This is a genomic window from Kitasatospora sp. NPDC023118 (assembly GCF_055560875.1).
On the sequence record NZ_JBVHHW010000040.1, the window covers coordinates 26916 to 47460 of the forward strand.

Genomic DNA, 20545 nt, shown 5'->3' on the forward strand with positions numbered 1-20545 from the left:
GTGACAGTCTGAATATGCAATGGAGGCGCGCGGGTGACCGATCGACAGATCGAGTCCGAGCGAATCGGAGACGCACGGAATGCGCTCCCGGAGCCGGACGCAGCGGAGCTGGTCGGGCGCAGTCTCGGCCTGCGCGGCGCGGTCAACGCCCGGGATCTGGGCGGCTATCGGACGGCCGACGGGCGGGCGATCCGCGATGGAGTGGCCCTGCGCAGTGATGGCCTGAACCATGTCACCGCCGAGGACCTCGGACCGCTGGGCGCGCTCGGCCTGCGCCGGGTGGTGGACCTGCGCAGCGCCGAGGAGATTCGCGAAACCGGCCCGGACCGTCTTCCGGACAGCGTGACCCTGCACCATCTTCCGCTGCTGGCAACGGACTTCGACATCCACCTGACGCTGCGCAGCGCCCTGTCCGACCGCAGCGCGCGCAAGCAGCGCGCCCTGCTCGGCGGCGGTCGGGCGGCCGCGATGATGACCGGCCTCTACCGCTGGTTCGTCACCGACGCGCAGGCCCGGGAGCGCTTCGCCGACCTGCTGCGGCTGCTGGCCGCGTCGGACGGGGTGCCGCTGCTGTTCCACTGCTCGGCCGGCAAGGACCGCACCGGTTGGGCCGCCGCGCTGGTGCTGACCGCCCTGGGCGTGGACCGCGAGACCGTGCTCGCCGACTACCTGCTCACCAACGAGCGTTCCGCCCCGGTGGTGACGAGGGTGCTGGACGACTTCGGCAGCCGCGGCCTGATGCGCGAGCCCGAGCTCCTCCTGCCGGTCTTCCGGGCCGACCGCGCCTACCTGGACGCGGCCTTCGCGGAGGTCGAGGCCGGCTGGAGCGGCTTCGACGTGTTCTGGCGGGAGGGGCTCGGGCTGGACGAGGGCGTGCTGACCGGGCTGCGGACCAACCTGCTGGACGGCGGCGGCGGTTGAGTCGGCGAGGGGTCAGCTCTCGCTGATCAGCCCCGCGCGGAGCTGGGTGAGCGTCCTGGTGAGCAGCCGGGAGACGTGCATCTGGGAGATCCCGATCTCCTCGCCGATCTGCGACTGGGTGAGGTTGCCGAAGAAGCGCAGCATGATGATCCGGCGCTCGCGCGGCGGCAGCTTGGCCAGCAGGGGCTTGAGTGACTCCCGGTACTCCACGCCCTCCAGCGCGAGGTCCTCGTAGCCGAGCCGCTCGGCCAGCGGCCCCTCGCTGTCCTCCTCGCCGGGGCTGGAGTCCAGCGAGCTCGCGGTATACGCGTTGCCCACCGCGAGGCCCTCGACCACGTCCTCCTCGCTGACGCCCAGGCAGGTGGCCAGCTCGGCGACGGTGGGGGAGCGGTCCAGCCGCTGGGAGAGCTCGTCCCCGGCCTTGGTGAGCGCCAGCCGCAGCTCCTGGAGGCGCCGCGGCACCCGGACCGACCAGCTGGTGTCCCGGAAGAAGCGCTTGATCTCGCCGACCACGGTCGGCATCGCGAAGGTGGGGAACTCCACCCCGCGCTCCGGGTCGAAGCGGTCGATCGCCTTGATCAGGCCGATGGTGCCGACCTGGACGATGTCCTCCATCGGCTCGTTGCGGCTGCGGAAGCGCGCCGAGGCGTACCGGACCAGCGGCAGATTGAGCTCGATCAGGGTGTCGCGGACGTAGGTGTGCTCCGCGCTGCCCGGTTCCAGGGCGGCCAGCCGCAGGAACAGCGAGCGGGAGAGCGTCCGGGTGTCCAGCCCGGAGCCGGGCGGCGTCTCGGGCGGAGCTCCGGGGCCGGGCGTCTCGGCGACGGGCCTTTCGAGAGACGTGGCCCGCTGGTGCGGGATCCGGTCCTCGGTGACCACGGTGCCCTTGGCCTGACCAGCGTGGATCTCCGCAGTGCCCAGCTCTCCGGACATGCACCCACCCCCTTGTGACTGACAGTTGAACGGGGGCCGTCGCGCGGAGGTTCCCGGCGAGGGCCCAACCCCCTGCATACCGGAACACGATCCACGGCAAACCCGAACGTCGCAAGATGTCACGCCGGGGTAACGCGCTGCGATCTCACTCTTCCCAGGAGTTGCCGGTGCGAAGCCTGGTCAGGATCCGCGAGAGCAGCCGGGAGACGTGCATCTGGGACATCCCCAGCTCGGTGCTGATCTGTGACTGGGTGAGGTTGGCGAAGAACCGCAGCATCACGATCCGCCGCTCCCGCTCGGGGAGCTGGACCAGCAGGTGGCGGACCATGTCGCGGTGCTCGACCTCGGCGAGCGCGGAGTCCTCGTAGCCGAGCCGGTCCAGCAGGGCGAGCCCGCCCTCGTGCTCCTGCGCGGCCTCCAGGGACGCCGCGTTGTAGGCCCGTCCGGCGTCCAGGCAGGCCCGGACGTCCTCCTCGGGGATCCGCAGGCTGGCGGCGATCTCGGGCACCTTGGGGGCCCGCCCGTTCAGCACCGTCAGTTCCTCCATGGCGCTGCTGACCTGGACCCACAGCTCCTGGAGCCTGCGCGGGACGTGCATGGTGCGGACGTTGTCCCGGAAGTAGCGCTTGATCTCGCCGAGGATGGTCGGCAGCGCGTAGGTGGGGAACTGGACGCCGCGCTCCGGGTCGAAGCGGTCGATCGCGTTGATCAGGCCGATGGTGCCGACCTGGACGACGTCCTCCATCGGCTCGCTGCGGCTGCGGAAGCGGGTGGCCGCGTAGCGGACCAGCGGGATGTTCACCTCGATCAGGGCGGCCCGGACCCGCTCCCGCTCGGGGGCGTCCGGCGGCAGCTCGGCGAGCCGCTCGAACAGCACCCGGGTCAGCGTCCGTACGTCCACGGCCGGCCGGCCGCCGGCGCCGCGCAGCCCGTCCGGGCGGAGCTCGCCGGCCGGGCTGATGATCGCAGCCAGCACCTCGTCCACGGACACGTCACCCCTCCCAAAGTCGACAACGGCGGGCCCTGCGGATCGGGTGTCGCGGCTGCTTCACCACCTCGCCATGTCCGGCAAAACCGGTCATAGCATCACAAGGTGGGCACAGGTCGGGCAAGCACCCGATGGAGGTGTGTTGGTGGGGCGCCCGGCCTCCACCGGTCCCGTCGCCGAAGCGCCGCAAGGGTTGTTCCTGGACGGAGCAGGACGCCCCGCCCGGAGGCCGGGCGGGGCGGCGCGGGCCGTCCGGGGGACGGCCGGGTGGGGATCAGACCTCGATGTCGGCGATCACCCAGGTGGCGAACTCGCGCCACCGGCCCGCCGCGGCCTGGTGGGCCGGGTGGGTCAGGTAGGCCTGCAGGGACTCGCGGTCCTCGACCAGGCTGTTGATCGCGTAGTCGTACGCGATGTCCCGCTCGGTGGTGTTCCAGCCGCACTCCCACTCGCGGAGCTCGGGGATCAGCGAGCCGAGCTCGGCGAACGCCTTGGCGCCGGCGAGCACGCGCTCTTCGTCCTTGGTGACGCCTTCGTTGAGCTTGAACAGGACCAGGTGCCGGATCACGATTGCCGCTCCTCGCGGACGGGGGTAGAGGGTCCCGCCCACCGTAGCCGGTGTACCCGGGCCGGTCGCGGGCCGTCCGGCTGTCGGGCCGACCGCTACTTGATCAGGCCGGTCATGAAGGTGCCGACGGCCTTGGCCGCGTTCGAGATGCCTTCGAAGCCGAGCTGGACGAGTTCGGCGGAGCGGGCGGGTGAGGTGATGATCGAGTAGAGCACGAAGATGAGCAGGAGGATCATGCCGATCTTCTTCGCCTGCGCCATCGTGACCTTCCTCCCTGCGGTGGGGCCGCCGCCATTCGGGTCCCCGAGCGGCCCTGCAGGGCAGCTTATCCACCGGACGGGCTATCAAGTGTGCGACGCGTTCGTCCGACAGGACGAAGGTCCCCGCGACCGGGGCCTTTCTCCGGGTGCCCGGACGGGACCGGGGCGGCAGGATGGATGGCGTACCGGGGAGCTGGCAGGAATCCCCCGGTGCGTGGATCCGGAGCTCCCCGCTGTGGGACCGGGCGCCGCGACGTCCCCCCGACGCGGCACCGGTTGTGGGACTCCGCCGGGGGAGCGGTCAGTCCCCCCGAGCCGCTCCCCCTCCAGGCTCCGTACGGGCCGGGCAATGGTGGTCATCGGCCCGGAGTGCGGAGCCGTTTCCGCGTCCGAGGGTGCGCGGAAACGCCGAGGGCCCGTCCGGATCGGACGGGCCCTCGGGCTTTCCAGCGGTAGCGGTGGGATTCGAACCCACGGTGGAGTTGCCCCCACACACGCTTTCGAGGCGTGCTCCTTTGGCCGCTCGGACACGCTACCGAGGGGAACTCTACCGGACGGGTGGCGCGGTCACGAAATCCGTTATCGGCGGGACCGTGGCCGAGGGCTCGGCGGGGGTGTCGAAGCTCAGCGGTGGGTGTCGAAGAAGGCGCGCAGCTGCTCGCCGCACTCCCCGGCGAGGACGCCCCAGATCACCTCGGGGCGGTGGTTGAGCCGGCGGTCGCGCATCACGTCGAAGAGCGAGCCGGCCGCGCCGGCCTTCTCGTCGAGGGCGCCGTAGACCACCCGGTCGATCCGGGACAGCACGATGGCGCCGGCGCACATCGTGCAGGGCTCCAGCGTGACGACCAGGGTGCAGCCGCTCAGCCGCCACTCCCCGATCTTCTCCGCCGCCTGCCGGATCGCGACCACCTCGGCGTGCGCGGTCGGGTCGCCGACCGCCTCGCGCTCGTTGTGGCCGCGCCCGAGCACCTCGCCGTCCGGGCCCAGGACGAGCGCCCCGACCGGGACGTCACCAGTGGCCGGCGCCAGGGCGGCCTCGGCGATGGCGAGGCGCATCGGCGCCGCCCAGCGGTCGCGGACCGGGTCGGGGCGGACGGGGGCGGGCAGCGGGGGGACGTACGGGACGGTCAGTGGGGTGGATGCGGGCTGCATGGCATCCAGTGTCGGGCATCCGCCCGCTACCGGACCGCCTCCAGGACCTCGCCGCAGCCCAGGGCCTCGGCGATCTCCTCCAGGGCGTCGCCGGGTACCGCGCCCTCGCCGCTGAGGGCGAGCAGCTCGTCGGCGGCGAGGCCGAACTCGGTGAGCAGGTGGGCGTCGCCGAGCGGGCCGACCGGGACGCCGCCGCGGGCGTCCGCGTCCTCGTCGTCCTGGTCCTCGGCGTCCTCGGCCTCGTCCAGCAGGTGGTCCAGGTCGCCGAACTCGCTCTCGCCGGCCTGGTCGACCAGCTCGTCGGTGAGGACGGAGCCGTAGGAGCTGCGGGCGGCGGCGGCGCCGTCCGACACGAAGATCCGCGGGTCCTCCTCACCGTCCACCCGGACGATGGCGAACCAGGAGTCCTCCTGTTCGATGAAGATCAGGACGCTGTCGTCGTCCTGTGCGCAGTCGCGGGCCAGGTCGGCCAGATCGGCCAGGGTTTCGACGTCGTCGAGTTCCGTCTCGCTCACATCCCACCCGTCCTCGGTGCGAGCAAGCACTGCAGCGAAGTACGCCACCAGGGACACTCCCAAGATCATCGGTCTCGGCTGTCGGCGCGTTCGGGCAACGCGGAAATCTGGCCGCCCCCGCGCCAGAGGCGGTCCGCTTGTTCGGACCGTCCCATCGGAATCGTGACAGAAAGCCCGCCCTTGCGGGGGGTGTTCGGCAGCGCGTCTTTGCAGGTCGTGTCGGAAGGACCAGGTGGCGGACAGCGGAGCCGGGCCGGGAGTGTCCGAACGCGGTCGAAATTTGGTCCGAACGTCCGTCGGGGTCGGGTCGGTCGAGTCGGCGGCCATCGCGGACCCGGGTCGGACCCCGGTCGGACCCGGTTCCGATCCCCGTCGGATCGGCGTCGGCTCCCCGACGGAACCGCGTCAGAGCCGCGTCAGATCCGGAATGTTCGCATCCGCATCGCTTCGCGCATCCGCCGTTCCTTGGTCCGCCTGGGCTGGACCCGCTCCCTCAGCTCGCGGGCCTCGGCGAGCTCGCGCAGAAAGACGGCCCGTCGCCTGCGGCGCTCCGCCTCGGTCTCCGGAGGGTCGTGCGGCGGGCCGGCGCCGAGGGCCGCCCCGCCGACGGGCTCGTCCGCCGAGCCGTCCCCGGCATTCGGGTTGCTCGTCATAAGACGTGACATTCCCAGAACGGGCGGGTTGATACCACAGGAGACGGTTCCGTCCGGACATTCGCGATGTGTCACGGCGTGTCACGGCAGTGTCACCCCGGCTGGTGGGCGGCTGTGGCACGGCGTGTCGTACAGGCGTCCGGGACCGGGCTAACCTCGATACATGCGTCTCCACGTCGTCGACCACCCCCTGGTCGCCCACAAGCTCTCCACCCTGCGCGACGAGCGCACCGACTCGCCGACCTTCCGTCGCCTGACCGACGAGCTGGTGACCCTCCTCGCCTACGAGGCCACCCGGGACGTCCGCACCGACGAGGTGGAGATCACCACGCCCGTGGCGGTCACGCTCGGCACCCGCCTCAGCTACCCCCGTCCGCTGGTCGTGCCGATCCTGCGGGCCGGCCTCGGCATGCTGGACGGGATGACCCGCCTGCTGCCGACCGCCGAGGTGGGCTTCCTCGGCATGGTGCGCAACGAGGAGACCCTGGAGGCCTCCACGTACGCCACCCGGATGCCGGACGACCTCTCCGGCCGCCAGGTCTACGTGCTCGACCCGATGCTGGCCACCGGCGGCACCCTGGTCGTCGCGATCAAGATGCTGATCGAGCGCGGCGCCACCGACGTCACCGCCGTGGTGCTGCTGGCCGCGCCGGAGGGCGTCGAGGTGATGCGCCGCGAGCTGGCCGATCTGCCGGTCACCGTGGTCACCGCGGCCCTGGACGAGCGGCTGAACGAGAACGGCTACATCGTCCCCGGCCTGGGCGACGCGGGCGACCGGCTGTACGGCACCGCGGGCTGAGTCCCCGCTTACGACCGACCTGCTACGACCGGCCTGCTGCGTACGGCCCCCTTCAGGCACGACTCCGAACGACCGAGAGCCCCCGGCACTGCGTCTGCCGGGGGCTCCTGCGTGTCCGTCGGGCCTCAGCAGCTGCCGGTGGCGCTCGGGGTGGGGGAGGGCTTGGTGGCCAGGGCGAGGGCGGCCGCCGCCTGGGTCTCGTCCAGCAGGGCGTTGTAGCTGTCGCCGATCACGAAGTCCACGCTGGCGTCGGTGCGGGCGTCGGCGGTGACGGTGGCCCCGGCGATCTGCGCGCCGACCAGGGTGCCGCCCCCGGCGCCGGCCGGGCCGGCGATCACCTGGGCGGTCCCGGGCACCTTCTTGTCCAGTTCGGCCGGCGCGTTGCCGACCTTGCCGATGGTGAAGCCGCGCTTCTTGAGCTCGTCGGCGGTCCGCCCGGCCAGGCCGGCCTTGGTGGTGGCGTTGTAGACGTTCACCGTGACGGCCGAGGCCTGTGGGATGACGTGCGGGTCGCCGCCGGGGGCCCCGGGGGCGCCGGCTGTGGCGGGGCCGGTGGCGGGGCCGGTGGCGCCGGAGGCCGCGGGGGCGCCCGGCGTGGCGCCCGGCGCCGGGGCGGCCAGCGGCTTGCCGGACGACGTCGCGCAGGCCTGTGCGGAGGCGTTCTTGTCCTTGCCGGTGAAGATGTCGTAGAGCTGCACGCCGCCGAGCGCGATCAGGGCCAGCGCCAGCAGGCCGGCGAGCGCGGCGATCACCTTGCGGCTCTTCTTCGGGGGCCGGCCCAGCCGTGGGTAGGCGTTGCCGGTGATGCGGTACTGCTTCCCCTTGAGGCCTTGGGGAGTCAACATGCTCACGGTTTGTCTCCCCCTCGTGCCAGGGCGGGGTCGGGATGACGGGTGGGCCGGGTAGAGGCGCCACCCACGTGCGGGCGGATCCCCTGGTCGCAGCCGTAGTCAGCAGAGTAGTGCCGTACAGCTGAGAAGGTACTAAACGATCATCATGTGGAGTACGCCGGTACCCGAAAGGAGGTACCCGGGTACGCGTGGACCGCCCTCCGCCGGATGGCGAGGGGGCGGTCCGTGAAGCCTGCGTGGATGCCCCGGGGCCGCTGGCCTGGGGCCGGTGTCCTGGGGGCCGGCGCTCTGAGGTGGGGCGTCGTCAGTCCATCTCGAGGACGCGGGCGTGGAGCACCTGGCGCTGCTGCAGCGCGGCCCGTACGGCCCGGTGCAGCCCGTCCTCCAGGTAGAGGTCGCCGTGCCACTTCACCACGTGGGCGAAGAGGTCCCCGTAGAAGGTCGAGTCCTCGGCCAGCAGGGTTTCCAGGTCGAGTTGGCCCTTGGTGGTCACCAGCTGGTCGAGCCGCACCGGACGTGGGGCGACGTCAGCCCACTGGCGGGTGCTCGTCCGGCCGTGATCCGGGTACGGCCGCCCATTGCCGATGCGCTTGAAGATCACACGGAAAGCCTACCGTTTGGGCGGCGGATGGCGCAGCAGCCGCGACGCCGCCACGCGCGCGGGTGTGAACCGCAGATGGACGAATGCGGCTGTTTGACGGGAAATGTCGCGAACATCGGCCCCGGTTCCGATCGGATTCCGGTCCTGAACGCGAAGTGTCCCGATCCCGTGTCCCGATCCGCCCAGGAGTGTGCCCGATGTCCTCCGCCCTCACCCGCCGGCCGCCCTCACCTGTCCGCCGCCCTCACCCGGCCGTCGCGCGCTCGGCCGGGAAGCAGCTCGGGCAGGAGATCCCGCGCAGGAGATCCTGCGCAGCCGGTTCGGGACGTCCAAGCGGCGGCGGTGCGCCCTCAGCTGGAGAGCGCGGCGCCGATCCGGTCGAGCGAGGACAGCCGCATCAGGCCGTAGTTGTAGAACTCGACCTCGGGGACGCCGAGTCCACGCAGGGTGGCGATCTTGGCGGCGAGGTTCTCCGGGCCGTCGCAGTCCGAGGTCATCGGGCGCAGGATCACCGCCATCCGCTGCGCGCGGACGCCGTGCAGGGCGAAGGCGGCGAGCTTCTCCCGGACGGCCTCCGGAGTCCTGGCGTAGCCGAGGGTCTCGATCTGGTCGGTGGCCCCGGCGAGGGCGGGCAGGTCGATGCCGGACAGCCAGCCCTTGCCGGGGCCGCCGCCGTCCATGAAGCTCAGCCGCATGCCGTGCCGGCGGGCCTGCTCGGTGAGGTCGGCCGCGAGCGCGGTGACGGTGGCGGCGGAGGCGTCCACGTAGGCGGCGAAGGCGCCGTCGGCGAGGGCGCTCAGATCGGCGGGCTCGGCGGCGGCCTCCTGGTCGGCCAGCCGGTGGCGCAGTTCGGTCCGTACCGCCTCGGCGACCTGCTCGGCGGGGACGCCGGCACGGGTGGCGGCGGCGCGGCAGTGCGGGCAGAAGCAGACGCCGAGCAGGGCCTCGGCGGTCGGGCCCAGCTCCTCGAAGTAGCGCTCGTGGTGGTAGCCGTGGCGCAGGCCGTGGAAGTGCAGGGACTCGGCGCGGATCGCGTCCACGCCGTAGCGGGCGAGTTCGTCGACCAGGGTCAGCGCGTACTCGCGGACCTCCGGGTTCGCCGGGCAGAGTTCGGTGAGCTGGCGGTCGCCGAAGGCGTTGGCCGGGGCACAGTCGGGGTGGGCGAAGCAGAGCCGGTCGTTGTGGCAGAACACCGTCCAGGCGTGCAGTTTCAGGCCGCGCCGGCCGGCCTCGGCGGCGGCCTCGGCGAAGGGGTCGCGGTCGCCGATGGCGGTGGACGGGACGGGCGCCAGGCGCCGGCCCTGCCAGCGCGCCGGGTCGGGGCGGAAGTAGGCCGCGCCCGGCTCCAGGTAGCGGATCACCCGGCGGGGATTGTGCGGGAAGACGTCGCGGGCCCCGTGGTAGACCGAGGCCAGGGTGACGCCGCCGACTCCGGCGCGGTCGGTGAGGTTGCCGAAGAAGGTGTCGGCGCCCTCGTCGAGCAGGTCGGTGGCGAAGGCGAGGACGGACGACTCCACGGTGCGGCTCCGGAGCAGGGGAAGACAGGTGCGCGGGCGGGCTGTTCACGCTAGCCGCAGGGGTGGGGTTGGTCTAGACCTGGCTTGGCTCAGAGCCCGAGGTCGTCGAGCTGCTTGAGCAGGGCGGCGTTGGGGCTGTCCGGGGCCGGGGCGGCGGGCGCGGGCTTCGGCTGCGTCTGGTTGCGGAGCAGGACGGCGGCGGCCAGTCCGCCGATCAGCCCGCCGAGGTGGCCCAGCCAGCTGACGCCGTGGGCGATCGGCAGCACCCCGATCAGGATGGTCCAGTAGACCGCGGCGACGGCGATGCCGACGACGGCGTCCAGCACGTTGCGGTCCAGGACGCCGCGCAGCACCACGTAGCCGAGGTAGCCGTAGACCATGCCGCTCGCTCCGGCCGTCACGGTGTTCGGGCTCTCCAGCAGCCAGACCGTCAGCCCGCCGGAGACCGCGATCACCAGGCTGGCCAGCAGGAACGTCCGCATGCCGCGGTAGGCGGCCAGGAAGCCGAGCACGAACAGCGGCCAGGAGTTGGAGATGATGTGGTCCCAGCTGAAGTGCAGGAACGGCATCGTGAACATCTCGGGCAGGTCGCCTACCTGCTCCGAGCGCAGGCCGAACTCCTTGGACAGGTCGTAGTCGTCCAGCCAGTTCACCACCTGGACGGACCAGATGACGGCCTGGATCCCGAGCATGGTGAGCAGCGCGCGGCGGGAATCCGAGAACAGCTGGGCGAGTTTCGAGGCCATGACGTCGACTGTAGGGGTGGCCGGATCGGACGTGCACCCCATTACAGTGACCCGTGTCATTCCGACCGTGAGAGGTGCACCCCATGAGTGTTCGTCCGCCGTTGCCGTACGAGTTCCTGCCGCAGGTGCCGTCCTTCCCGCTGAGCAGCCAGGACTTCGTCGAAGGCGGCACGCTGGGCCGGGAGTTCATCTACTCCGGCGGCAACCTCTCGCCGCAGCTGGCCTGGTCGGGCCTGCCGGAGGGCACCAAGAGCATCGCCGTCACCTGCTACGACCCGGACGCGCCGACCGGCTCCGGCTGGTGGCACTGGCTCGCCCTCAACCTGCCCGCCGACACCGTCGAACTGCCGCGCGGCGCGGGTTCGTCGGACGAGAGCCTGCCGGGCGCGGCCTCCTTCCACGGCCGCACCGACTTCCCGGGCAACAAGTACGACGGCGCCGCCCCGCCGCCCGGCGCCCCGCACCGGTACGTGTTCGCGGTGCACGCGCTGGACGTGGAGAAGCTGGACGTCACCGCCGACACCCCGGCGGCCCAGGTCGGCTTCAACCTGACCTTCCACACCCTGGGACGGGCGCTGCTGACCGGCGAGTACGGGGTCTGAGGAGCGAGGAGCGGTGTCGACGTCCGATCGTCCGGTCGAGGTCTGGCGGCTGCCCGAGGAGGACTGGCGGGCGGGCCGCCGGGCCGCGACCTGGACGGCTGGGCCGGGTGGGGAGTTGCTGGTCCTGCTGACGGCCGGACCGGAACCGGAACCGCCGTACGACGCCTGTCTGGTGACCGTCGCACGGGCTGGTGAGCGGCGGCTCGATCTGCCGCGGGTCCCGCTCCACCACCCGACGTACCTCGGTCTGCTGCCGGGCGGTCGGCCGCTGGTGGTGGACGGTCGGGCGGAGGAGCTGGCGGACGGCTGGGAGCTCAACGGCCTGGTGTTCGCACCGGACGGCCGGCCGACCCGGCGGCTGCAGCTCGGCGACGACGTCCAGGCACTGGTGACGGACCGTGAAGGCCGGATCTGGCTGGCCTTCGGCGATGAGGGTCGCTACGGAGACAACCCGCTCGCCCGGCGCGGCCTGCTGGGCCTGGACGGCGCCGGGCGGACCGTCTGGGTTCCGGACTTCAAGGACCTGCCCGACGATCCGATGGAGGGCCTCGCCGCCGCCACCGAGGGGCGGCGGGTCTGGTTGGCCTGGTACGGGGAGCGCGCCTTCCTCACCGCCGCCGACCCGGGCGGTGGGCCGCCCCTCAGCATGCGGCTGCCGGTCCGGCAGCCGGTGGGCTTCGCGATCGCCGACGACCGGGCCGTCTTCCTGCAGCCCGACGGCGAGTTGGTCCGGTGCGTACGGGAGAGCCGGAAGGGCTGGCGGGAGGTCCGCCGGGAGCGGCTGGACCTGCCGGGGGAGTTGGACCGGCACCACGCCTACGGCCGGGACGGCGTGCTCCGCTTCCGCTGCGGCAACGGCTGGTACCGGGTCCCGGCCTGAGTCACTGGCCCCGGTCCTGACCCGGCCGGTTCGCCGCGTGGTCGGCCAGGTCCGCGAGCCTGCGCAGGTGCTCGCGCAGCTCCGGCGGCTCGTGCACCTCGACGGGGCAGTCCAGCATCAGCAGCCCCGCCGCCAGCCACCGCAGGGAGTCCGCCCGGGAGCGCAGGCGGCAGCTGTGGTCGTCGATCGGTTCGATCTCGTAGTCCCCGGTCCACGGCATCCAGCCGTCGACCTCGGCGGCGGGCCGGTGGACGGTGGCCACCATGGTGTGCGTCGGCGACTGGCCGCGCAGCCTGCTCGCCACGAACACGGCGGCGTCCTCGGCGGGCAGCGGGCGCGGGGTGAAACGGGCGCCGGTGGCGAAGGGCTCGCTCAGGCGGTCGATCCGGAAGAGCCGCCAGTCCTCGCGGTCCAGGTCGTAGCCGATCAGGTACCAGCGGGGCCGGTCGAGACGAGGCGCTCGGGTTCGACGTTGCGCCGGGTCTCGGCGCCGTCGCGGGCCCGGTAGGAGAAGCGCAGCCGCTCCTTGGCGGTGACGGCGCGGGCGAGCATGGTGAGGTCCTCCGGGTCGACGGTCGGGCCGTCCCCGGTGAGCAGTGGCACGGTGGCGCTGTTGAGCGTGCCCACCCGGTGCCGCAGCCGGGCGGGCAGCACCTGGAGCAGCTTGCCGAGGGCCCGTACCGAGGCCTCCTCGATGCCGACCACCGCGTGTCCGGCCGCCGCCCGGAGTCCGACCGCGATGGCCACCGCCTCCTCGTCGTCCAGCAGCAGCGGCGGCATCGCGGTGCCCGCGACCAGTCGGTAGCCGCCGACCGCGCCCATGGTGGCCTGCACCGGGTAGCCGAGGTCGCGCAGCCGGTCGATGTCGCGCCGGATGGTGCGGGGGCTGACGCCGAGCCGCTCGGCGAGTTCGCTGCCGGGCCACTCGCGCGGGGTCTGCAGCAGGGACAGCAGGTTCAGCAGCCGGGCCGGGGTGTCGGTCATGCCGTCCAGAATGCCGGATGAACTGGGACAGGTCCTGGCCTACATGGCCCCTACCTTCGTGGACGTGCAGCAGAAGAGCGAGGAGTACGGAATGACCACGGCGGGAGCCGACAGGCGGAGGTGGATCGCGCTGGCGATCGTGATGGTCGCCTCCTTCATGGACCTGGTGGACGTGACCATCGTCAACATCGCCATCCCGAGCATCCAGCAGGACACCGGCGCCTCCTTCAGCGCCATCCAGTGGGTCACCGGCGGCTACGCGCTGGCCTTCGCGATCGGGCTGATCACCGGCGGCCGGCTGGGCGACATCCACGGCCGCAAGCGGCTGTTCCTGATCGGGATCGGCGGTTTCACCGTGGCCTCCGCGCTGTGCGGACTGGCCTCCGGTCCGGAGATGCTGGTCGCGATGCGGCTGCTGCAGGGCGGCACGGCGGCGCTGATGGTGCCGCAGGTGCTGTCGATCATCCACGCGACCTTTCCGGCGGAGGAGCGCGGCAAGGTGTTCGGCATGTTCGGCGCGGTGGTCGGACTGGGCGCGGTATCCGGTCCGATGATCGGCGCGCTGCTCACCGAATGGGACCCGCTGGGCCTGGCCTGGCGGCCGATCTTCCTGATCAACCTGCCGGTCGGCATCGCCGGGCTGCTGCTCGGCCGCCGCTACATCGACGAGTCCAAGGCCGAGCACGCGCTGAAGCTGGACCTGGTCGGCGTGGCGCTGGCCAGCCTCGGCCTGCTGATGCTGATCTACCCGCTGACCCACGGCCGGGAGGCCGGCTGGCCGCTCTGGGGCTATCTGTCGATGGCCGGGAGCCTGCCGGTGTTCGCGCTGTTCGTGGTGTACGAGAAGGCCAAGACCCGGCGGGACGGATCGCCGCTGGTGGAGCTGTCGCTGTTCCGGGTGAAGAGCTTCGCGGCCGGGATCTGCGTGCAGCTGGCCTTCGGGGTGGCGCTCGGCATCTTCTTCCTGGTCTGGACGCTCTACATGCAGGTCGGGCTGGGCTGGAGCCCGCTCAAGGCCGGCGCGACCGGCATCCCGTTCTCGCTCGCGGTCTCCACGGCGGCCGGGCTCTCGGTGCAGAAGCTGGTGCCGCGGTTCGGGCGGAAGGTGCTCCAGGCGGGTGCGCTGGTGATGGCGGCGGGCGTGCTCACCTACATCTGGGAGGCGGACCGGTACGGGACGTCGATCGCGCCCTGGCAGATGGCCCTGCCGCTGGTGGTGATGGGCCTCGGGATGGGGCTGATCGTCGCGCCGATCACCGACGCGGTGCTGTCCGAGGTGCCGCGCCGGCACGCCGGGTCGGCCTCCGGGCTGATCAACACCGTGCAGCAGGTGGGGAACGCGCTCGGGCTCGGGCTGGTGTCGGTGGCCTTCTTCGGGGCGATGGACGACGTGGTCGCGTCGGACGCGGTCGGGACGGCCTTCGGCGGGGCGTTCACCAACGCGCTGTGGTGGGTCGCGGGGGTGCTGCTAGCGGTGTTCCTGCTGATGTTCGCGCTGCCGCGGAAGCGGGCGGCGGGGGGTGCCGCCGCTGCGGGGGACGCGGCGGAGGAGCAGGAGCAGCAGCCGGTGCTGGTCTGACGCCCGGCTCGACGAGGGCCTCGGTCGCGCGTGTGTGCGGCCGGGGCCCTCGGCGTATCTCGGACCGCACGCCCGCTACGGGTGCTCGGCTGCCCGGACCCGCTGGTAGCTGCTGCCGTCCTTGGGGCGGGCCAGGTGGCCGGCCTCGACCAGGCCGCGGCGCAGGGCGGGGGCGTCGTCGTGCACGGTGTGCAGGGCGTCGTTGACCTCGGCCTCGGTGTAACTGCGGCCCGGCTCGAACAGGGTCTCGGCGAGATGGGCCAGCAGTTGCTCCCGGCGGGCCGCCTTGCGGGGGACGCCGGTCAGGCGCCCGTCGGAGGTGAAGAACGCGGACACGCTGTGGCGCGCGGGGGTGGATGCGGTCATGCCGGAAGCGTCGCCCGGCGGGGCGGAGCGGGGCAATCGGTTTTCGGCGTCGTCGTCCTCCGGCCGACTCAGCGGGTGCCGGGCACGGCCGCGGCGGTCGCCCGCGAGGTGGTGCGGGGCTTGGTGGCGGCCTTCGCCTCCTTCGCGGCGCGCTTCACTTCCTGCTTGAACTCCCGTACCAGGGTGAGGGAATCGGGGCCGGTGATGTCGGCGACCGAGCGGTGCGAGCCCTCCTCGCCGTACGCGCCGGCCGCCTCGCGCCAGCCCTCCGGCCGTACCCCGTACTGCTTGCCCAGCAGGGCCAGGAAGATCTGCGACTTCTGCTTGCCGAAGCCGGGGAGGGCGTTGAGGCGGCTGAGCAGCTCCTTGCCGGTGCGGGCGTCCTTCCATAGCGCGGCGGCGTTGCCGTCGTACTGCGCGACGAGGAACTGACAGAGCTGCTGCACCCGTTTGGCCATCGCGGCCGGGTAGCGGTGGACGGCCGGTTTCGCGGAGAGGAGGGCGACGAACTCCTCCGGGCTGTAGGTGGCGATCTCGTGGGCGTCGAGGTCGTCCCGGCCGAGGCGCTGGGCGATGGTCAGCGGGCCGGTGAACGCCCATTCCATCGGAACCTGTTGGTCCAGCAGCATGCCGACGAGCGCGGCGAGCGCACTCCGTCCGAGCAGTTCGTCGGCCTCGGGCTGCTGGGCGAGCCGGACGGTGACGTTCATGGGGTTTGCCCTCCTCGGAGTTGACGTCGGGTCGGCGCCCAGTCTGGTGGACGCGGCCGGGGCGGGCGCCGTCAACACGCCCGTAGCGGTGGAAGTCTTGGTACCCCGGCCTTGTCAGGCCTGCATTGTTCGTTGGCGGAACGCTTGTTGGGGGCCCTTCGGAAGGACGCGGAAGAATTTTTGTCCGCGCCTGTCACATCCGCGGCGCGCGCCGGGTCAGTGCTGTGTCCGACCGACCAGCCACCGAACGGGGAGCACACCAATGTCCGTCGCCCACACCATCGTCACCATCCTCGGCGCCCTCATGGTCGGCTTCTCGGCGTACTCGGTCTTCGCCAAGGCCGAGTACGTCGTGGGGCCCCTCGCCGAGTACGGCGTCCCGCGCGCCTGGTGGACCTGGCTCGGCGTCGCCAAGGCCGCCGGCGCCCTCGGCCTCCTGGTCGGCCTCGCCGTCCCGGCCCTCGGCTACGCCGCCGCCGTCGGCGTCATCCTCTACTTCCTCGGCGCCGTCATCACCGTCGTCCGCGCCCGTGCCTACGCCCACATCCCCTTCCCCCTCATCTACATGGCACCCGTCGCCGCCTCCCTGATCCTGGGGCTCGCGGCCTGACGTGGCCACCAGCGCAGGGGCGGACCGCTCGGCGGTCCGCCCCTGTGGTGGTGTTCCAGTGGCGAGTTGGGGGCGGTCGAGGCGGGGTGAGGTGCGCGCGGGGGTGGGTGTGCGCTCGGCCGGGCGGGTGGTCGTGGTGAGGTGCGCGCGGGGGTGAATGCGCTGGTGGGGGCGGCGATCCGGGCCCCGTACGGACGATCCGGGGCTGCTCGATCGCTCGGGCGAGAGTTCGAGTGGAGGTTCGAGCAGGCTGGTCATCTCATATGACTGTTTCTGTTGTGCCGGTGCGGCGACATGACGGCGGGTCATTCTTGGTCCAAACGACGCGTCCAGAAAGGCTCGCCCGCCGTGACCCAGCCGTTCGAACTGCCGTCCTTCTACGTGCCGCACCCGGCGCGCCTCAACCCCCATCTGGACGAGGCACGGGCCCACTCCACCGACTGGGCCCGGGAGATGGGCATGCTGGAGGGATCGGGCATCTGGGATCAGGCCGACCTGGAGGCCCACGACTACGGGCTGCTCTGCTCCTACACCCACCCCGACACCTCCGCCGAGGCGCTGTCGCTGGTCACCGACTGGTACGTCTGGGTCTTCTTCTTCGACGACCACTTCCTCGACATGTACAAGCGCACCAACGACCGCGAGGGCGGCAAGGCGCACCTCGACCGGCTGCCGCTGTTCATGCCGGCCGACCCGACCACCCCGACGCCCGAGCCGGAGAACCCGGTCGAGGCGGGCCTGGCCGACCTGTGGCGGCGCACCGTGCCGGCGATGGGCGAGGACTGGCGGATCCGGTTCGCCGAGAGCACCCGCAACCTGCTCAACGAGTCGTTGTGGGAGCTGTCCAACATCAACGCCGGCCGGGTGGCCAACCCGGTCGAGTACATCGAGATGCGCCGCAAGGTCGGCGGCGCTCCGTGGTCCGCGCAGCTGGTCGAGTACGCGGCCGACGCCGAGGTGCCGAAGGAGGTTTCGGGCTCGCGCGCGCTGCGGGTGCTGATGGACGCCTTCTCCGACGGGGTGCACCTGCGCAACGACATCTTCTCGTACCAGCGCGAGGTCGAGGACGAGGGCGAGCTGAGCAACGGCATCCTGGTGCTGGAGCGCTTCCTGGAGTGCTCCACCCAGGAGGCCGCCGAGGCGGTCAACGACCTGCTCACCTCGCGGCTCCAGCAGTTCGAGAACACCGTGTTCACCGAACTGCCGGTGCTGTTCGCGGAGACCGGGCTCGACGCCGAGGGCCGCGCCCGGGTGACGGCGTACGTCAAGGGCCTGCAGGACTGGCAGGCCGGCGGGCACGAGTGGCACATGCGCTCCAGTCGCTACATGAACGGCGGGGGTGCGGCGGCCGGTTCGGCCGACGAGGTGACACCCGGAACGGGCGGCGGTCTGCCCGCCCTGCCTGGCCTGCCCGGCCTGCCGGGTTCCGGCAACTGGTGGGACCAGTACGCGATCGGCGGCATCGGAACCTCGGCGCTGGACGTCCTGCGCAAGGGAGTTGAGAAGGCGGCGGCCCCCGTCGCCCCCGCCGAGCGGCGGGCGCGCTCGCACGGCCACGTGCCGTTCCAGCCCGTCGGCCCGTCCCGACTGCCCGAGTTCAGGCTGCCGTTCAGCCTGTCGCTGAGCCCGCACCTGGACGGCGCCCGGGAACGGGTGATCGAGTGGGCCGAGCGGGTCGGAATGCTCGCCGGGCACCCCGACGTCCCCGGCTCCGGAATCTGGGACGCCGAGTCGATGCGCGACTACGACCTCCCGCTCTGCGCGGCCGGCATTCACCCGGACGCCACCGCCGACCAACTCGACATCTCCTCGGCCTGGTTGGCCTGGGGCACCTGGGCGGACGACTACTACCCGAAGGTCTTCGGGCGCACCCGTGACCTGGCCGGCGCCAAGGCCGCCAACGCCCGGCTGTCGCTGTTCATGCCGCTGGACGGTGGCCCCGTGCCCGAGCCGGTCAACGCGCTGGAGCGCGGCCTCGCCGACATCTGGGAGCGGACCGCCGGCCCGATGGCCGTCGAGGCCCGGGGCCGGCTGCGCGAGTCGGTCGAGGTGATGACGGCCAGCTGGATCTGGGAGCTCAGTAACCAGATCCAGAACCGGATCCCGGACCCGGTCGACTACCTGGAGATGCGCCGCACCACCTTCGGCTCCGAGCTCACCACACTGCTGGCCCGCCTCGGCCACGGGCGGACCGTGCCGGAGGAGGTGTACCGGCACGGCTCGATGCGCGCGCTGGAGAACTCCGCCATGGACTACGGGTGCATGATCAACGACGTCTTCTCGTACCAGAAGGAGGTCGAGTACGAGGGCGAGCTGCACAACATCGTGCTGGTGGTGCAGAACTTCTTCAACTGCGACTATCCGTCGGCGGTCCGGATCGTCGACGACCTGATGCACTCCCGGCTGGAGCAGTTCCAGCACGTCGCGCAGCGGGAACTCCCGGTGATGTACGAGGACTTCGGACTGGACGCGGCCGCCCGGGAGCTGCTCGGCGGGTACGTCAAGGAGCTGGAGAACTGGCTCGCGGGCGTCCTGAAGTGGCACCAGGACTGCCGCCGTTACCGCACGGAGGACCTGGAACGGCACTTCGGCGCCGAGCGGGATCTCGCGGAGGCGGTCCGGGCGCGGGCGGCGGCCCCCGGGGTGGTGGCTGAGGTGCCTGGAACGCCCGGGGCACCTGAGGTGCCGGTGGCCACGGCCGTCCCGACCGCCCCCGTCCCGCCGGTGCCCGTACCCGTACCCGTACCCGTACCCGCTGCCGCGCCGGACGCCGAGCCGAGCGCCGCCGCCGTGACCGGCGCGGTGCCGCTCGGCCCGACCGGCCTCGGCACGGCCTCGCTGCGCCCGCCGCTGACCGGGGTCGTCCCGGCGAACTGAGGCGGCACACCCGAGGCGCACCCACGCGTGCAAGCCCGCGCGGGTGCGCCTCGTCGTGGCTAGGCTGACGAGTCGGGGGCCGCGCGCCTTCCGACGCGCGCCCGCATCGTCACGGACAAGGGCTGAGAGATGGCTGCGCTACCTGAGGGCACACCCTGCTGGGCCGACGCGATGTTCACCGACGTGGAGGGCGCCAAAGCCTTCTACGGCCACGTCCTCGGCTGGACCTTCGGCGAGAGCTCGTCGGAGTTCGGCACCTACACGACGGCGTACTCGGACGGCAGGGCGGTGGCCGCGCTCGTGCCGCCGATGCCCGGTTACCAGGCGCAGTCCGTCTGGTGCCTGTACCTCGCCTCCCCGGACGCCGCCGCCACCGCCGAGCGGATCCGCACCAACGGCGGCGAGGTGGTCATGGGCCCGGTGGCGATCGGCGACGTCGGCACGATGGTGCTCGCCAAGGACCCGGGCGGGGTCGTGTTCGGTGTCTGGCAGGGCGGGACCCACGAGGGCTTCGAGAAGCAGGGCGCGCCCGGCGCGTACAGCTGGGCCGAGATCGTCACCCGCGAGCCCGGCAAGGCCGACGCCTTCTTCCCGGCGGTCTTCCCGTACGGCACCAAGAAGATGGACTCCGAGCAGGTGGACTACCGGATGTTCCAGGTCGGCGACCGGCCGGTGCTGGGCCGGATGGGGGCGGAGGGCGACTTTCTGCCGCCCGAGGCGCCCTCGTACGTGAGCGTCTACTTCGCCGTGGACGACACCGACGCCGCGATCGAGCGGCTGACGGCCCGCGGCGGCACGGTGTACTTCGGGCCGATGGACAGCCCGTTCGGCCGGTTCGCGGCGGTCGGCGACCAGCAGGGTGCGGCCTTCGGCCTGATCGACCTCGGCCGGACCGTGGGCGAGCAGCCCAGGACCGTGGACGTCTGATGGGGGAGCGGGAGGACCTCGTCGAGACCCTGGACAACCACCGCGGCCTGCTGCGCCGCACCGTCCGGGGCCTGACCGACGAGCAGGCGGCCCGGCAGACCACGGTCAGCGCGCTGTGCCTCGGCGGTCTGATCAAGCACGTGGCCGCGGTCGAGGCGCGCTGGGCGCGGTTCATCACCGGCGGCGCGGAGGCGATGCGCAGCGGCGACGGGGACTGGGCGGCGCAGTTCCGGATGACGGAGAGCGAGACGCTGGCCGGGCTGCTCGACGCGTACGAGGCGGTGGCGCGCGGCACCGACGAACTGGTCCGCAGCCTGCCCGACCTGGACCTCGCCCGCCCGCTGCCGCCGGCGCCCTGGTTCGAGCCGGGGGCGAGCTGGTCGGCCCGGCGGGTGCTGCTGCACCTGATCGCGGAGACCGCGCAGCACGCCGGGCACGCGGACATCATCCGGGAGTCGCTGGACGGGGCGAAGTCGATGGGGTGAGCGGGTTCAGGCCGCCTCGGG

22 protein-coding genes, 1 tRNA gene and 1 pseudogene are annotated in these 20545 nt (G+C 72.2%); 9 read left to right on the forward strand and 15 right to left on the reverse strand.

All coding sequences use genetic code 11. From position 1 onward, the window contains the following. The first annotated feature begins 33 nt into the window (after positions 1–33). A complete protein-coding gene (locus tag ACZ3UD_RS33865) occupies positions 34–921 on the forward strand; it encodes a tyrosine-protein phosphatase (protein WP_465596602.1) in 888 nt (295 codons plus the stop codon). Positions 922–933: 12 nt separating this feature from the next. On the opposite strand, the gene ACZ3UD_RS33870 is transcribed toward ACZ3UD_RS33865, so the two are convergent. The 8 genes from ACZ3UD_RS33870 to ACZ3UD_RS33905 all read right to left on the reverse strand — a co-directional run bounded on the left by ACZ3UD_RS33870 (position 934) and on the right by ACZ3UD_RS33905 (position 5990). After that, the gene (locus tag ACZ3UD_RS33870) at positions 934–1854 is read right to left on the reverse strand and encodes an RNA polymerase sigma factor SigF (protein WP_465596605.1); all 921 of its coding nucleotides are present in this window, start codon (positions 1852–1854) and stop codon (positions 934–936) included. A 145-nt stretch (positions 1855–1999) separates the two neighbouring features. Further along, on the reverse strand, positions 2000–2839 hold the full coding sequence (locus ACZ3UD_RS33875; protein WP_380612981.1) for a SigB/SigF/SigG family RNA polymerase sigma factor: 840 nt from the start codon (positions 2837–2839) through the stop codon (positions 2000–2002). Between the two features lie 277 nt (positions 2840–3116). Further along, positions 3117–3410 carry a Dabb family protein gene (locus ACZ3UD_RS33880; protein ID WP_465596608.1) on the reverse strand — a complete coding sequence of 98 codons (294 nt, stop codon included), beginning with the start codon at positions 3408–3410 and terminating at the stop codon, positions 3117–3119. 95 nt (positions 3411–3505) lie between these two features. After that, positions 3506–3670, reverse strand: coding sequence for a hypothetical protein (locus ACZ3UD_RS33885; protein WP_387613602.1), 165 nt, complete (start codon positions 3668–3670; stop codon positions 3506–3508). Positions 3671–4120: 450 nt separating this feature from the next. Then, positions 4121–4207, reverse strand: a tRNA-Ser gene (locus ACZ3UD_RS33890). Between the two features lie 87 nt (positions 4208–4294). Continuing rightward, complete coding sequence (tadA, locus tag ACZ3UD_RS33895; RefSeq protein WP_465596612.1) at positions 4295–4822, reverse strand: tRNA adenosine(34) deaminase TadA; 528 nt, start codon at positions 4820–4822, stop codon at positions 4295–4297. Between the two features lie 26 nt (positions 4823–4848). Continuing rightward, positions 4849–5406 (reverse strand): tRNA adenosine deaminase-associated protein, encoded by a 558-nt coding sequence (locus ACZ3UD_RS33900; protein WP_465596615.1) that lies wholly within the window; start codon positions 5404–5406, stop codon positions 4849–4851. Between the two features lie 347 nt (positions 5407–5753). Next, on the reverse strand, positions 5754–5990 hold the full coding sequence (locus ACZ3UD_RS33905) for a hypothetical protein (RefSeq protein ID WP_465596617.1): 237 nt from the start codon (positions 5988–5990) through the stop codon (positions 5754–5756). 163 nt (positions 5991–6153) lie between these two features. Here ACZ3UD_RS33905 and upp point away from each other — a divergent pair, with 163 nt between their 5' ends. Continuing rightward, on the forward strand, positions 6154–6789 hold the full coding sequence (gene upp / locus ACZ3UD_RS33910) for a uracil phosphoribosyltransferase (protein WP_465596620.1): 636 nt from the start codon (positions 6154–6156) through the stop codon (positions 6787–6789). Positions 6790–6914: 125 nt separating this feature from the next. On the opposite strand, the gene ACZ3UD_RS33915 is transcribed toward upp, so the two are convergent. The 4 genes from ACZ3UD_RS33915 to ACZ3UD_RS33930 form a co-directional block, all read right to left on the reverse strand. Continuing rightward, a complete protein-coding gene (locus tag ACZ3UD_RS33915) occupies positions 6915–7634 on the reverse strand; it encodes a LytR C-terminal domain-containing protein (protein ID WP_465596687.1) in 720 nt (239 codons plus the stop codon). 310 nt (positions 7635–7944) lie between these two features. Beyond that, positions 7945–8241, reverse strand: a complete 297-nt coding sequence (locus ACZ3UD_RS33920) for a type II toxin-antitoxin system VapB family antitoxin (RefSeq protein WP_030273186.1) — start codon at positions 8239–8241, stop codon at positions 7945–7947. Positions 8242–8591: 350 nt separating this feature from the next. Further along, on the reverse strand, positions 8592–9758 hold the full coding sequence (locus ACZ3UD_RS33925) for a hypothetical protein (RefSeq protein ID WP_465596623.1): 1167 nt from the start codon (positions 9756–9758) through the stop codon (positions 8592–8594). 89 nt (positions 9759–9847) lie between these two features. Beyond that, positions 9848–10504 carry a rhomboid family intramembrane serine protease gene (locus ACZ3UD_RS33930; RefSeq protein ID WP_465596626.1) on the reverse strand — a complete coding sequence of 219 codons (657 nt, stop codon included), beginning with the start codon at positions 10502–10504 and terminating at the stop codon, positions 9848–9850. Positions 10505–10587: 83 nt separating this feature from the next. Between ACZ3UD_RS33930 and ACZ3UD_RS33935 the strand changes: the two genes are divergently transcribed. Together ACZ3UD_RS33935 and ACZ3UD_RS33940 are read left to right on the forward strand one after the other, a co-directional pair. Further along, positions 10588–11106, forward strand: a complete 519-nt coding sequence (locus ACZ3UD_RS33935) for a YbhB/YbcL family Raf kinase inhibitor-like protein (RefSeq protein ID WP_465596629.1) — start codon at positions 10588–10590, stop codon at positions 11104–11106. Positions 11107–11119: 13 nt separating this feature from the next. Beyond that, complete coding sequence (locus ACZ3UD_RS33940) at positions 11120–11986, forward strand: hypothetical protein (RefSeq protein WP_465596632.1); 867 nt, start codon at positions 11120–11122, stop codon at positions 11984–11986. A gap of 1 nt (position 11987) precedes the next feature. Here the strand turns inward: ACZ3UD_RS33940 and ACZ3UD_RS33945 are convergent. Continuing rightward, a pseudogene (locus ACZ3UD_RS33945) lies at positions 11988–12970 on the reverse strand (helix-turn-helix transcriptional regulator). A gap of 91 nt (positions 12971–13061) precedes the next feature. On the opposite strand from ACZ3UD_RS33945, the gene ACZ3UD_RS33950 reads away from it, so the two are divergent. Then, positions 13062–14549: an MFS transporter gene (locus ACZ3UD_RS33950; protein WP_465596691.1), complete on the forward strand. Its 1488-nt coding sequence runs from the start codon at positions 13062–13064 to the stop codon at positions 14547–14549. A 75-nt stretch (positions 14550–14624) separates the two neighbouring features. On the opposite strand, the gene ACZ3UD_RS33955 is transcribed toward ACZ3UD_RS33950, so the two are convergent. After that, positions 14625–14915 (reverse strand): DUF2087 domain-containing protein, encoded by a 291-nt coding sequence (locus ACZ3UD_RS33955; RefSeq protein ID WP_465596635.1) that lies wholly within the window; start codon positions 14913–14915, stop codon positions 14625–14627. Positions 14916–14983: 68 nt separating this feature from the next. Beyond that, complete coding sequence (locus tag ACZ3UD_RS33960) at positions 14984–15625, reverse strand: HhH-GPD-type base excision DNA repair protein (RefSeq protein ID WP_465596638.1); 642 nt, start codon at positions 15623–15625, stop codon at positions 14984–14986. Between the two features lie 262 nt (positions 15626–15887). On the opposite strand from ACZ3UD_RS33960, the gene ACZ3UD_RS33965 reads away from it, so the two are divergent. From ACZ3UD_RS33965 to ACZ3UD_RS33980, 4 genes are all read left to right on the forward strand, one after another. Continuing rightward, positions 15888–16235, forward strand: coding sequence for a DoxX family protein (locus ACZ3UD_RS33965; protein WP_465596641.1), 348 nt, complete (start codon positions 15888–15890; stop codon positions 16233–16235). A 348-nt stretch (positions 16236–16583) separates the two neighbouring features. Continuing rightward, positions 16584–19112, forward strand: a complete 2529-nt coding sequence (locus ACZ3UD_RS33970; RefSeq protein ID WP_465596644.1) for a terpene synthase family protein — start codon at positions 16584–16586, stop codon at positions 19110–19112. Positions 19113–19241: 129 nt separating this feature from the next. Then, complete coding sequence (locus ACZ3UD_RS33975; protein ID WP_465596646.1) at positions 19242–20039, forward strand: VOC family protein; 798 nt, start codon at positions 19242–19244, stop codon at positions 20037–20039. Further along, the gene (locus ACZ3UD_RS33980; RefSeq protein WP_465596649.1) at positions 20039–20524 is read left to right on the forward strand and encodes a DinB family protein; all 486 of its coding nucleotides are present in this window, start codon (positions 20039–20041) and stop codon (positions 20522–20524) included. The genes ACZ3UD_RS33975 and ACZ3UD_RS33980 overlap by 1 nt, the downstream gene beginning before the upstream one ends. The last annotated feature ends 21 nt before the right edge of the window (positions 20525–20545 follow it).

Coding starts and splice junctions, on each gene's coding strand:
- upp (WP_465596620.1), top strand. CDS start 6,154: ATGCGTCTCCACGTCGTCGACCACCCCCTGGTCGCCCACAAGCTCTCC.
- ACZ3UD_RS33950 (WP_465596691.1), top strand. CDS start 13,062: ATGACCACGGCGGGAGCCGACAGGCGGAGGTGGATCGCGCTGGCGATC.
- ACZ3UD_RS33885 (WP_387613602.1), bottom strand. CDS start 3,670: ATGGCGCAGGCGAAGAAGATCGGCATGATCCTCCTGCTCATCTTCGTG.
- tadA (WP_465596612.1), bottom strand. CDS start 4,822: ATGCAGCCCGCATCCACCCCACTGACCGTCCCGTACGTCCCCCCGCTG.
- ACZ3UD_RS33930 (WP_465596626.1), bottom strand. CDS start 10,504: ATGGCCTCGAAACTCGCCCAGCTGTTCTCGGATTCCCGCCGCGCGCTG.
- ACZ3UD_RS33960 (WP_465596638.1), bottom strand. CDS start 15,625: ATGAACGTCACCGTCCGGCTCGCCCAGCAGCCCGAGGCCGACGAACTG.
- ACZ3UD_RS33935 (WP_465596629.1), top strand. CDS start 10,588: ATGAGTGTTCGTCCGCCGTTGCCGTACGAGTTCCTGCCGCAGGTGCCG.
- ACZ3UD_RS33900 (WP_465596615.1), bottom strand. CDS start 5,406: ATGATCTTGGGAGTGTCCCTGGTGGCGTACTTCGCTGCAGTGCTTGCT.
- ACZ3UD_RS33905 (WP_465596617.1), bottom strand. CDS start 5,990: ATGACGAGCAACCCGAATGCCGGGGACGGCTCGGCGGACGAGCCCGTC.
- ACZ3UD_RS33965 (WP_465596641.1), top strand. CDS start 15,888: ATGTCCGTCGCCCACACCATCGTCACCATCCTCGGCGCCCTCATGGTC.
- ACZ3UD_RS33915 (WP_465596687.1), bottom strand. CDS start 7,634: ATGTTGACTCCCCAAGGCCTCAAGGGGAAGCAGTACCGCATCACCGGC.
- ACZ3UD_RS33955 (WP_465596635.1), bottom strand. CDS start 14,915: ATGACCGCATCCACCCCCGCGCGCCACAGCGTGTCCGCGTTCTTCACC.
- ACZ3UD_RS33980 (WP_465596649.1), top strand. CDS start 20,039: ATGGGGGAGCGGGAGGACCTCGTCGAGACCCTGGACAACCACCGCGGC.
- ACZ3UD_RS33870 (WP_465596605.1), bottom strand. CDS start 1,854: ATGTCCGGAGAGCTGGGCACTGCGGAGATCCACGCTGGTCAGGCCAAG.
- ACZ3UD_RS33975 (WP_465596646.1), top strand. CDS start 19,242: ATGGCTGCGCTACCTGAGGGCACACCCTGCTGGGCCGACGCGATGTTC.